General features: G+C 35.8%; 10 protein-coding genes. 7 read left to right on the forward strand and 3 right to left on the reverse strand.

The genetic code is table 11. The features are described from left to right. Positions 1–53: 53 nt before the first annotated feature. The 3 genes from tuf to nusG all read left to right on the forward strand — a co-directional run bounded on the left by tuf (position 54) and on the right by nusG (position 2,326). Complete coding sequence (gene tuf, locus A9G23_RS10110; protein ID WP_065586329.1) at positions 54–1,238, forward strand: elongation factor Tu; 1,185 nt, start codon at positions 54–56, stop codon at positions 1,236–1,238. Positions 1,239–1,446: 208 nt separating this feature from the next. Then, positions 1,447–1,779 carry a preprotein translocase subunit SecE gene (secE, locus tag A9G23_RS10115; RefSeq protein WP_176700216.1) on the forward strand — a complete coding sequence of 111 codons (333 nt, stop codon included), beginning with the start codon at positions 1,447–1,449 and terminating at the stop codon, positions 1,777–1,779. Between the two features lies 1 nt (position 1,780). Beyond that, positions 1,781–2,326: a transcription termination/antitermination protein NusG gene (gene nusG / locus A9G23_RS10120; RefSeq protein ID WP_065587496.1), complete on the forward strand. Its 546-nt coding sequence runs from the start codon at positions 1,781–1,783 to the stop codon at positions 2,324–2,326. A gap of 218 nt (positions 2,327–2,544) precedes the next feature. On the opposite strand, the gene A9G23_RS10125 is transcribed toward nusG, so the two are convergent. Beyond that, positions 2,545–3,096, reverse strand: a complete 552-nt coding sequence (locus tag A9G23_RS10125; RefSeq protein ID WP_065587497.1) for an HPP family protein — start codon at positions 3,094–3,096, stop codon at positions 2,545–2,547. A 180-nt stretch (positions 3,097–3,276) separates the two neighbouring features. On the opposite strand from A9G23_RS10125, the gene A9G23_RS10130 reads away from it, so the two are divergent. Continuing rightward, complete coding sequence (locus tag A9G23_RS10130; protein ID WP_065587498.1) at positions 3,277–3,849, forward strand: TetR/AcrR family transcriptional regulator; 573 nt, start codon at positions 3,277–3,279, stop codon at positions 3,847–3,849. Between the two features lie 67 nt (positions 3,850–3,916). On the opposite strand, the gene A9G23_RS10135 is transcribed toward A9G23_RS10130, so the two are convergent. Together A9G23_RS10135 and A9G23_RS10140 are read right to left on the reverse strand one after the other, a co-directional pair. Then, entirely contained in the window at positions 3,917–5,839 is a 1,923-nt protein-coding gene (locus tag A9G23_RS10135; protein ID WP_065587499.1) for an ABC transporter ATP-binding protein, read from the reverse strand. Positions 5,840–5,985: 146 nt separating this feature from the next. After that, positions 5,986–7,989 carry an OPT family oligopeptide transporter gene (locus A9G23_RS10140; RefSeq protein ID WP_065587500.1) on the reverse strand — a complete coding sequence of 668 codons (2,004 nt, stop codon included), beginning with the start codon at positions 7,987–7,989 and terminating at the stop codon, positions 5,986–5,988. Between the two features lie 225 nt (positions 7,990–8,214). Between A9G23_RS10140 and mazG the strand changes: the two genes are divergently transcribed. From mazG to A9G23_RS10155, 3 genes are all read left to right on the forward strand, one after another. Then, positions 8,215–9,018, forward strand: coding sequence for a nucleoside triphosphate pyrophosphohydrolase (mazG, locus tag A9G23_RS10145; RefSeq protein WP_218058725.1), 804 nt, complete (start codon positions 8,215–8,217; stop codon positions 9,016–9,018). Then, positions 9,011–9,451 (forward strand): hypothetical protein, encoded by a 441-nt coding sequence (locus A9G23_RS10150; RefSeq protein ID WP_065587501.1) that lies wholly within the window; start codon positions 9,011–9,013, stop codon positions 9,449–9,451. The genes mazG and A9G23_RS10150 overlap by 8 nt, the downstream gene beginning before the upstream one ends. Positions 9,452–10,478: 1,027 nt before the next feature. Beyond that, complete coding sequence (locus tag A9G23_RS10155) at positions 10,479–11,945, forward strand: hypothetical protein (RefSeq protein WP_141669953.1); 1,467 nt, start codon at positions 10,479–10,481, stop codon at positions 11,943–11,945. Positions 11,946–12,080 lie beyond the last annotated feature (135 nt).

Raw genomic sequence — 12,080 nt, forward strand, 5'->3', positions numbered from 1 at the left:
TTGGTTAATGTGGTGAATTACCACCGATTTGTATTACATTTGAGGGACAATCGATGTCTAAAGAAAAATTTGAACGTACAAAACCCCACGTTAACGTTGGTACAATCGGCCACGTTGACCATGGTAAAACAACTTTGACTGCAGCAATTACTTCAGTACTTGCTAAAAAATACGGCGGTCAAGCACGTGCATTCGATCAAATCGATAACGCACCAGAAGAAAAAGCACGTGGTATCACCATCAACACTTCACACGTTGAATACGATACACCAACTCGCCACTACGCACACGTAGACTGTCCGGGCCATGCTGACTATGTTAAAAACATGATCACTGGTGCGGCACAAATGGACGGTGCTATCTTAGTCGTAGCAGCAACTGATGGTCCTATGCCACAAACTCGTGAGCACATTCTTTTAGGTCGTCAAGTAGGTGTTCCTTACATCATCGTATTCTTAAACAAATGCGATATGGTTGATGACGAAGAGTTATTAGAATTAGTTGAAATGGAAGTACGTGAGCTTCTATCTCAATATGATTTCCCAGGTGATGACACACCAGTTATTCGTGGTTCTGCACTTAAAGCGTTAGAAGGCGAAGCAGCATGGGAAGACAAAATTGTTGAATTAGCTGAAGCATTAGATAGCTATATTCCAGAACCAGAGCGTGATATCGACAAACCATTCTTATTACCAATTGAAGACGTATTCTCAATTTCAGGTCGTGGTACAGTAGTAACTGGTCGTGTTGAGCGCGGTGTAATTAAAGTCGGTGAAGAAGTTGAAATTGTTGGTATCAAACCAACTGCTAAAACAACTTGTACTGGTGTTGAAATGTTCCGTAAATTACTTGACGAAGGTCGTGCGGGTGAAAACGTTGGTGTATTACTACGTGGTACAAAACGTGAAGAAATCGAACGTGGTCAAGTACTTGCAAAACCAGGTTCAATCACTCCACATACTGATTTTGAATCAGAAGTGTATATCTTAAGCAAAGATGAAGGTGGTCGTCATACACCATTCTTCAAAGGTTACCGTCCACAGTTCTACTTCCGTACAACAGACGTAACAGGTACTATCGAATTACCAGAAGGTGTAGAAATGGTCATGCCTGGTGATAACATCAAAATGACAGTATCATTAATTCACCCAATCGCGATGGCTGAAGGTTTACGTTTTGCGATTCGTGAAGGTGGTCGTACTGTTGGTGCTGGTGTTGTTGCTAAAGTTATTAAGTAATTTAATTAAGCCTTATCGGGCCATAGAAAGGGTGTCATTAGATGCCCTTTCTTATCTAGTCTGTTTAGCAAAATGTTTTTATTAAAAGAGCATTTTGGAAAATAGATATTACTATAAATAAGATAATCATAGGTTTTATATGCTAGTAAGTAACGAGAGTCAAGATACAAATACTATTCTGGACAAATTTAAGTGGTGTTTAGTTCTAGTGTTGATTGTGTTTGTTGTTTGGGGAAATTTTTATTTTGCTGGACCTAATGATATATATCAACCTAATACAATCGTTCGGATTATTGCTGTTATTGTGACTTCGCTGTTAACTTTGCTCATAGCGATCACAACAAACAAAGGTAAATCATTTTTGTTCTTTTTACAAGAATCTAGAAAAGAGTTAAGAAAAGTTGTATGGCCAACTCGTAAAAAAACGGCACAAACAACTTTACTGATTGCAGCTATCACAGTTATTGTTGGTTTAGCACTTTGGGGAATGGATTCTTTATTCCGTTCAATAATCTTTTATTTAACATCAATAGGGCGTTAATATGAGCGAAACACAACAAAAACGATGGTATGTTATTCAAGCTTATTCTGGTTACGAAGCGCGTGTTGCACAATCATTACGTGAATATATCAAATTGCATAATATGGAAGATGCATTTGGTGAAGTATTAGTGCCAACCGAAGAAGTCGTTGAAATGAAAAGTGGTCAACGTCGTAAAAGTGAACGAAAATTTTTCCCTGGTTATGTATTAGTTGAAATGATGATGAATGATGCAACTTGGCATTTAGTGAAAAGTGTGCCAAGAACAATGGGCTTTATTGGTGGTACTTCGGATAGACCAGCACCTATTAGCCAACGTGAAGTTGATGCAATCATGAATCGTCTACAGCAAGTTGGTGATAAACCACGTCCTAAAACATTATTTGAACCGGGTGAGCTTGTTCGTGTTAATGAAGGTCCATTTGCTGACTTTAACGGTGTTGTGGAAGAAGTTGACTACGAAAAAAATCGCTTAAAAGTATCGGTTTCTATTTTTGGACGCTCAACTCCTGTAGAGCTAGATTTTAGTCAAGTTGAAAAGAGCTAATCTTTTGATATAGTTTTTTTCACTGAATTAGCAGTATCTTTTAGAAAGCCACAAGAGTCTATCTTGTGGCTTTCTTTTTATAAAATAAATATAATGCCTTTCGAGAATTTGAGAATAATAGATCTATTTCTAATATATTTTATTAAAGTGAGTCGCCAAGGTAGATAAAACCACTATAGGATCATAATTTAATTTATTATTAATATAATACAGGCAATCTATTCTTTTTTAGATTTTTTTATTCTTTTACCCATATCAAAGTGATATCCCAACCAATAGTTAGGCCAACGTGCTTCGATTCCTATATTATTAACTATTAAAGCAACCATGACTAATAAAACCGAACCTATAAGTACTGGTGTTATCAAGAATGAATAGTCAGTAATTCCGGACATCATGATTAGAATAGGGTTTGCACCAGCTGGAGCGTGAACTACACGTAGTAACTGCATCAATGCGATAGATGTCCCAACTGCTAATGCTATCGGTATAATTCCATTACTAAATAAATTAATGAACAACACACCTATAAAAGACGAAATAAAATGCCCTCCGATTACACTTCTTGGTTGTGCTAATGGAGATTTAGGTACAGCAAATAACAAGACGCATGTTGCGCCAAATGGAGCCATAATTGCTAATGTACCTCCCCACTGAGTGATTACGAGCAAAGTCAAAATCCCTAAAGCACCCCCAATAAATCCTCTCAATATAGCTACTGCGTGAGGTTTAGGCGGCATCACCTCTCTTCCTTTTAATTTTTCTAGCATAAATCTCTCCTGTTTGGTTAATGTGGGATTTTAATAAAACTAGCAATCGCATTAAGTAAACGATATTGTTTACTTAATGTATATTTATTAACTATAAAGGTCAAATATTATTTATAATTAACTATATTAGAGTTGTTGTGATAGAATCAAAAATATTCTAGCAATTACAAATAATAAAAAATGAAATTGAAGCCTGAAATTGTTGATACGATACTTGTTGCGGCTGAATCGCTGTTTAATGAATATGGTTATCATCCTGTTAGTTTAGAGCTTGTTGCAGAAAATGCAGGTGTATCAAAAAGAACATTATATAAATATTTTGGTGACAAAAATGGGCTTGTAAGTAAAGTGTTACTTAAGCGGAATGATTTTTTTAAAAAATCACTTACAGATGTTATCGCTGTTTTTTCTGAGAAAAAAGACAAAATCAATGCAATTATTTCATGGCATATAAAATGGTTTAAGAATGATAATTACCGTGGTTGCATGTTTGTACGAGCTAAGTCTGAATATAACAATAAAAGTGAAGAAATATGCGCTATTGTTAGTGAACATAAAAAATGGATTCAAGATAGGATTTTTGAATGTCTAGGAGGCACAAAGTCATGTGAACAAGCATCTTGCCTAATTATGTTAATACTTGAAGGTATGATATCTTGCACATCCGTTTTTGGTATTGAGGGATATGATTTTGAACAGGCAAAAATGTACATCTATGATATCATCGATAACATTGGCGAAGATAACCTATGAATTTAAATAGCTGGCTTATAGACAATGGATAGCCATTACCTCAAGCCTCTTAACCGAAATGATCAATTTAATCTAAGTTAAACGACTCCAGCTGTTGTTGCAATTCTAACCATTGTAGTTCTGTTTCTTCTAATTGATTTTTAAGTTGGCTTTGCTCTAGTAACAAAGTTGTAAGTTCGTTTTTTTTGCTCGCGTCATAGATTGCAGGATCTGACAATTGTTCTTCAATTTGTTTTAATTGATTGGTTAATTTATCAAGCATCTGTTCTTCTTTTTGTAACTGTTTTTTTATTGGCTGCATTTGTGCGCGTAATTCAGCTTGCTTGCGTTTTTGCTCTTTACGATCTTGAGCTGATATGTTACTTGTATTTTCTTTTTTTTGTGAATTTATGTCGTCATTTGATTGGTTATCATTTTTTTGTGCTTCGGCTAACCATTTTTGATAATCATCAAGATCTCCCTCAAATGGCATGACTTGTTGATTATGAACCAGATAAAATTCATCAGTTGTAGATCGCAATAAGTGACGATCATGCGAAACTACGACTAATGCACCGTCAAAATCAATTAGCGCTTCAGTCAACGCTTGTCGCATATCTAAATCTAGATGGTTAGTTGGTTCGTCTAATAAAAGAAGATTCGGTTTTTGCCAGACAATTAAGGCTAAAACAAGTCGCGCCTTTTCACCACCCGAGAAAGTTTTAACTGGCTCGGTGACTTTATCGCCTTGAAAATCAAATCCACCTAAATAATTACGCAGTTCTTGCTCTGTATTTTTCGGTTCGGCAAGTTGCGTTAAATGCCAAAGTGGTGATTCATCAGGGCGTAGATATTCTAATTGATGTTGAGCAAAATAGCCTAATTTAACACCTTTAGCGAGATTAATATGTCCTTCCTTAGGTGCAAGTTCTCCGGCGAGTAATTTAATCAGTGTTGATTTCCCCGCACCATTGCGTCCTAATAAGCCAATGCGCGAACCGGGAACTAAATTAAGCTTAATTTTTTCTAGTATAATTTTATCATCGTAACCCGCGACGACTTTGTCCATCATTAACAAAGGGCTTGGTAAGAATTCTGATGGCTTAAAATTAAAATGAAATGGATTATCAACATGCGCAGGTGCAATTAGCTCCATTCTTTCTAACATTTTTATACGGCTTTGTGCCTGTTTAGCTTTTGTTGCTTTGGCTCTAAAGCGATCGATATAATTTTGCAAGTGTGCAACTTTGAGTTGTTGGCTTTCATAAAGCGACTGTTGTTGAGCAAGTTTAGTTGAACGTTGGATCTCAAAGGAGGAATAATTGCCCGTATATTCAAATAAACTCTTTTGCTCAATATGAATAATTTTATTGACTAATGGATCCAAAAAATCACGATCGTGAGAGATTAAAATCAAAGTTCCCGGATAGTTACTTAACCATTTTTCAAGCCAAATCACGGCATCTAAATCAAGGTGATTGGTTGGTTCATCAAGCAATAATAAATCAGAGCGACACATTAATGCCTGAGCCAAATTTAATCGCATTCGCCAACCACCAGAATAGGACTTAACCGGTAACATTAATTGTTCATTAGAAAATCCTAGTCCATGTAGTAGCGTTGCGGCTCGAGCGCGAATTGTCCAAGCATCAATGGTATCAAGCTTTTCATGAATAATCGCAATTTGCTGACCATTATTTTGCTGATTGGCAATATCTAATTGTTTTTCTAATTGACGATATTCACGATCACCATCAATGGCATATTCAATCGCAGGGATATCTAATGCGGGTGTTTCTTGATTGACCCAAGCGAGTTGCCATTGCGATGGTATATTTAACGTGCCAGCATCAGCTTGAATTTCACCTTTAATCAGTGAAAAGAGCGTCGATTTTCCGCAACCATTTTTACCTACTAACCCCACTTTTTGTTGAGGATTAATGGTTGCTGATGCATTATCTAAAAGCAAGTTAACGCCTCGGCGCACTTGGATTGAATCAAAAACTATCATGATATTTTTGGCTATTATTCAACGTAAAATAGGTTAATAAAAAATTGTTTTAATCATCCAAAATTAGGAACGTTATAAAACAATCAATTTAAATAAAAAAGCCCTTTGTTAAAACGGAAAGGGCTTAAATTTAATTATTCACAGGACTATTTTTTTATTGCCGATAATGCACGACGAATAAAAAATACACATATACCAACAAAAACAAAGAGGCCTAAAAGTTCAGGTAACACTCCTAAATCGACCGGTATTGCAAGTGGAGCATCATTTCCGCCATTGGTAATGCTAATCACAATCACAATAGCTAATAAAACACCTACTAAGCTTTCACCAACAATCAATCCAGATGCAATTAATGCCGCTTTCCGATCAACTTTTTTGAATTGCTCTTCTGGATCTAAATTTTGTGCTTTGGCTTTTTTGTAAGCATTACGTTTAATTATCCATGATAATAAAGTGCCGATAAAAATCGGTGTAGTGATGCTTGGTGGTAAATAAATTCCTAAACCAACAGCGAGTGCGGGTATGCGAAATTTAGATTTATTTTTGGCTAGAATTAAATCAATAATGATAATAATAGCACCTAAAATAAGCCCTATTAAAATCATCGTCCAGTCAAGTTGATGTGCAAAGATGCCTTTAGCTATTGTTGTCATGAGCGTTGCTTGTGGCGCAGCTAAAACTTGAGTTGCATCCATATCTGGACGCGGCAAAGCACCGGTAAAGCCGTAAGCGTTATATAAAATTTCTAAAATAGGCGCAATAACAATCGCACCAACAACACAGCCAAGTAATAATGCCACTTGTTGTTTCCATGGCGTTGCATTAACCAAATAGCCTGTTTTTAGGTCTTGCAAATTATCATTTGAAATACAAGCTATTGCCAAAACAACGCTAGTTGTAAAAAGTGCAAGAGCTGTTGCAAAATTGGAACTTTCGACAGAAACTAGCATCCCATTGATTTCGCCTAAACCTAATAAGATTAATGAAATGACAACTACAGCAACAATTGCAATACCTGATATTGGGCTCGCTGATGAGCCAACAAGCCCTGCCATATAACCACAAGCAGCAGCCACTAAAAAGCCCATAATAAAAGCAAATAGTACAGCGCAAAAAACTAATGCCCAAGCTACATCTGCTGATAATCCACTATCAGCAATAAATGAATAAAAAGTGGCGAGTAAAATAACTACCATACCGCCCATGATTAATAAAATGGCTTTTGGTGATAAATCTCGTTCGGTTAGTGCGATATCATTTACTGACACATCTGAACGCATACTTTTAAATGAGATTTTTAATCCTTCAGTCATCGGTTTTATTAACATAAGTAATGTCCAAACCGCAGCAATAGCGATTACCCCCGCACCAATAAAGCGGATATCTTTTGCCCAAAATGCCATAGCAATTTCAGATAAAGGTTGACTGGTATCATAATCAGTAATTGCACTTAAAATTGGGATGCCAAATCCCCAGCCAATAATGGTACCAATTAAAATAGCAATACCAGACATAATCCCTATTAAATAACCAGCACTCAGTAAAGCTAAAGAGAATCCCATAGGCAGTTGAAAAATGGATTTGCCAGCGGTAAACCAATAAGCTGTACTTTCAGATAACGCACGAAAACCATTAGTAAATAGGCTAACAATAGAAGCAATAATACCACCAAATAAAATATCTTTTAAACCATCATTAGCTTCATTATTATTTGTTTTAGAGCCTGCCTTTAAAATTTCAGCGGCGGCTACACCCTCAGGGTAAGGTAAATTACTTTTAACTACCATGACATGACGCAATGGAATTGAAAATAAAACCCCAAGCATCCCACCAGCGGCGCATATTGCAAAGGTTAGCCAAAAGGGAAAGTCTTGCCAGTAACCAATCATTAACAAACCAGGAAGCACAAAAATAATTGAAGATAATGTACCAGCTGCTGATGCTTGAGTTTGCACCATGTTATTTTCTAAAATAGTTGACCCCGAAAACAATTTTAATATTGCCATTGAAATCACTGCAGCTGGAATTGCTGATGAAAATGTTAATCCAACTTTTAAACCAAGATAAACATTCGATGCAGTAAAAATGACAGTAATAAAAGCACCAAGGATGGTACCTCTTAAAGTAAGTTCACGTAAATTATTCATATTTTTACTAAAGTTAATTTAATAGGAGGGTATTATATACTTAATTCGCTTTTATCGGCTAGAAGTTCCTTAAATAGCCTTGTATTTGCCACTTTTCATCGTTGTTTTGGTGAAATAATTACCAATAACACCAAAATATATTGAAATTAATGTTTAAAAAACAATCGTTTTACAACGAAATCATTTACAATGATGCTAACTAATGACTTATTTATGGGGGGTATTTTGAACAAATTGCAGCGATTACAGACTATTACCAAACAACTACGCGACCCAATTAATGGTTGCGAATGGGATCGAGTTCAAACTTTTTCGTCTTTAAAATCATATACACTAGAAGAAACGTATGAAGTGCTTGATGCAATTGATAAACAAGATATGGAGGAGCTAAAAAAAGAACTTGGCGATTTATTGTTTCATATTGTCTTTTATGCTGATTTAGCCCAAGAACAAGGAAGCTTTGATTTAGATGAAGTTTGTTTAGCGGTTGCTGATAAGTTAGTTTGTCGTCATCCGCATATTTTTACCGAAAATAAGTCTGAAAAACCTAGCTGGGAACAACTTAAACAAAAAGAACGCGATCAAAAAGCACAATACTCATTGCTTGATGATATTCCCCAAGCAATACCGGCTTTAATGCAAGCTGAAAAAATTCAAAAACGTTGTACCTCAGTTGGTTTTGATTGGCATGATATAAAATCCGTGCTTGATAAAGTTAAAGAGGAGCTTGGTGAGGTTGAGCAAGAGTTAGTGCGAACCAAACAAGATCCACAAAAAATTGAAGAAGAGTTAGGCGATTTATTGTTTGCTACCGTCAATTTAGCTAGGCATTTAAAGGTTGAATCTGAACTCTGTTTACAGCAAGCTAATAAAAAATTTATTCGGCGATTTCAGCAAGTAGAAGCGATACTTAAACAAAAAAATCTGTCTTTGACTGATGCAACGCTTGAACAAATGGAAGACGCATGGCAAAGTGTTAAACAATTAGAACAGATTAAACTCAATAGCGAAGTGGATAAAAATGACTGAACCAAAAAATGAACTGTATCAAGAGATCGAAGCATGGGCACAAAATGCGATATTAAATAGTCCAACATGGAGCATTAACCAGCTCGATTACTCAGAAAAAAGCATTACTGTTGTTGAAATGATCATGAGTGAACTGGCTGAAAAGAACTTCAGCATATCAGAAGAACAACTCAACATGATCTCACAAGAATACGGATGTTATTTATTACTTACCGCCCATAAATTATACGGTGGAGAATTTTATTGGAATGAAGAGTTTGAACAACCGATGTTAATTTGCTGTGAACCTAATTCTATGATAGTGCTCATGACATGGAACAAAGTAAAAGGGCGTTTAGTGGGCGATAAAGCCGATCATATTGCGTATTTCTTAGATGAATTTGGCAAAGCCACCTTTCAACCTGAAGAAGGTACACATGTGGTTTATTTATAGCTACTACAAATTAAACTATTTCTAAATTTGTCGTGTGATAGCCTCGAATCTTTGGGGCTATGCTATTACTACTTTACACATCAAAACCGATATTATTCTTGTCTAACTAATAATAATTATTTATTCATAACTAGTTGTTAAAGCAACAAACATGCACAGGCACAAAATCTTGTAATTGAAAATAATAGCTATCGATTGACTTTGTTTTTAATATAAATTATCTCTTATAAAGAGTATTAAATGTAATCAAGCTATTATTTTTATGCTTAAACGTATAGTTACCTGAAGATTTTTTACAAAGTTTTTAGTCGTTGACTAAAGCTAAATTGCTCTAACACACTATATAATCACATGATTTTACTAAAAACGCCAAAATAAAAAACCAATAAAATCAATTACCTACCTGATCATTTTTTATAGAGAAACACACCAAATTTTACAACATTTAAAGGTAAAGGTTATTATTGCCATTTGTCCAGTATCGAAATGTGTCGACAATTGAATAAGATAGTACTCTAAACAGAAATGTATGCTTTGTCAGGAACAAATCATAGTCGATGTATTAAGACCGAATGAAGGTGAAAAGCTACTAAGGCCAAATTGTGTAGCCGTTTTTGGAGTTTTTAGGCAATTTAGCACAAAATCCCTTAAATTGAACACAATAATCATAGCTATTTTTTATCAGGAAAACTTAAAACGATCAAATCCCATGCGCCCAACTAATTTTATCCACCACCATCAAAAATTAGACTTATATCTCATAAAAAAATTTGGTAATTCATTGATTTTCTTTTTTATTTCCCTTATTTAACAAAAAACAAAACTTTTAAACAGTTAAAGATGTTCCTAAAAGCTTAATCAAAGTCACCATTAACAAAACTTTACAAAAACTTAACAAAAAAGCTAGCCAAGATTTTTTTAAACGGCTATACTTTCGACAATTAGAATAAAACTAGCTCATTTTACAAGCTGTCAGTCTGAAAAAAAGAGAAATGAAAAGAAAAGATCACTTGGTGGGTAGGGTGTTATGCGATATCATGATGAATGGAATTGTTATGTGTTGAATCTTTTAAAGTATCATTTTAGCCGAATATTTTCACTAACCTCATTTTTATTATTTAAATCATCTTTAGCATTAGCGTCAGTGTTACTATTGTCGCATTCATCGGAATTACAGGCGTTATCAGCCACTACCACCAATATCATTCAGGGATCTGCGCCATATTTAACGTTGGATGGGGGTATAACCAAAGCTTATGATATAGATGGTTTGTTAAGTATCACCTTATCTGATGGCATAACTATTACACCAAAACAACAATCCACTCCTTTCACACCAGTAGTGTTACCTAGAGCAGGGGAGACTTTTGCTGATATAAGTATGTTTGTACCAAGTTCAACGAATTCAATTAGTTTAAGCGAACTCATTGGTGATCCTTATAACTACTGGGGTGATGATGATGGGGATGGACAGGGAGTAAATGGTGTGACCGCAACAGGTAGTTTAAGGGTTACTATCACAGATAAAAGAGGAAAAGAAGTTAGTCGCAATGAGGTTGTAAGTGTATGTGATAATAAAAAACCTTATAAAGTGGAGTTACATAGCTCAGGTAGCAGTTTAAGTACACAGTATGGTACACCTAACACCAGCACTTTCGAAGACAATACTGCAACTTATTACATTAGCCCAACACCATCCGCTTCAATCTGCTACCTAAAAACTGATAATATGCCAATAGATGAAATGAAGGATTTCAAAGGTCCTATTGACATATGGGAACCGAGAAAGGGGTTTGTTCCTCAATCTACTACATCCGCATCTTACATCCGTAACTTTCCAACCACAGGTGCAGATGGTTTATATTTTTATTTAGACATAGTAGGGAGCGGTCCGTTAATTTGGCCACCGGTCACACAGGGTGGTATAACCGCCTCCATGATTCCTAATAAAAGAGGTACTAGAGTTCGGGTTACACTAACAGGTCCTGAAGCAAGAGACCAATGGAACGATGATAAACCTCATCAAATTCCACAACCCACCTTACCACTGACATTTGAGTTAGAAGGTAAAGATAGTAATGGTCAAACGGTGTTAAAATATGGATTTGTATTGCAGAAGTGGTTCGTCAGCCGAGGAAATAAAAGCGAATCTGTCGCCAACACAGCAATTTGGTGTACAAGTCTTGGATATCGTTTTCCACAAGTAAAAGATCTTACAAACGCAAGTTGTTCTAATGGAAATGTTGCACTCTGCAAAGGTTCAGTTGGCGCCACACCGCCATCAAATAATAACAATTACCAACGCCAGATTGGTGCAAGCCTTCTTAGCGAGTGGGGTAGATTGTTAAGCTACCCAGATTATCGATTCACTTTATACTTCTGGACAAATGATGCTAAGGATAGCATTAACAATTTCATGGTCTCATCGGATGATGGTATGATTAGTCACAACAGTACAGACTGGTATTACAATGGGATATGCGTTTATCCTTAGCTTTTAGCGTGCCTCTCCTAATCCTTGAACGGTAGGATGGATTAGGAGTAATTAAGGTCAAATAAACCAAAGAAAAGTTGCCCCCCCAGTTTTAGTGGGGCAAATGGAATGACAAAGTTGAAGAGTAGCACGTTT

The sequence above is a fragment of the Gilliamella sp. App4-10 genome, assembly GCF_001690495.1.
Classification (GTDB): Bacteria; Pseudomonadota; Gammaproteobacteria; order Enterobacterales; family Orbaceae; genus Gilliamella; species Gilliamella apicola_G.

What these genes read in the sequence shown, in the direction of transcription:
- tuf (WP_065586329.1), top strand. Translation starts at nt 54, where the DNA reads ATGTCTAAAGAAAAATTTGAACGTACAAAACCCCACGTTAACGTTGGT.
- nusG (WP_065587496.1), top strand. Translation starts at nt 1,781, where the DNA reads ATGAGCGAAACACAACAAAAACGATGGTATGTTATTCAAGCTTATTCT.
- A9G23_RS10125 (WP_065587497.1), bottom strand. Translation starts at nt 3,096, where the DNA reads ATGCTAGAAAAATTAAAAGGAAGAGAGGTGATGCCGCCTAAACCTCAC.
- A9G23_RS10130 (WP_065587498.1), top strand. Translation starts at nt 3,277, where the DNA reads ATGAAATTGAAGCCTGAAATTGTTGATACGATACTTGTTGCGGCTGAA.
- A9G23_RS10135 (WP_065587499.1), bottom strand. Translation starts at nt 5,839, where the DNA reads ATGATAGTTTTTGATTCAATCCAAGTGCGCCGAGGCGTTAACTTGCTT.
- A9G23_RS10140 (WP_065587500.1), bottom strand. Translation starts at nt 7,989, where the DNA reads ATGAATAATTTACGTGAACTTACTTTAAGAGGTACCATCCTTGGTGCT.
- A9G23_RS10150 (WP_065587501.1), top strand. Translation starts at nt 9,011, where the DNA reads ATGACTGAACCAAAAAATGAACTGTATCAAGAGATCGAAGCATGGGCA.
- A9G23_RS10155 (WP_141669953.1), top strand. Translation starts at nt 10,479, where the DNA reads ATGCGATATCATGATGAATGGAATTGTTATGTGTTGAATCTTTTAAAG.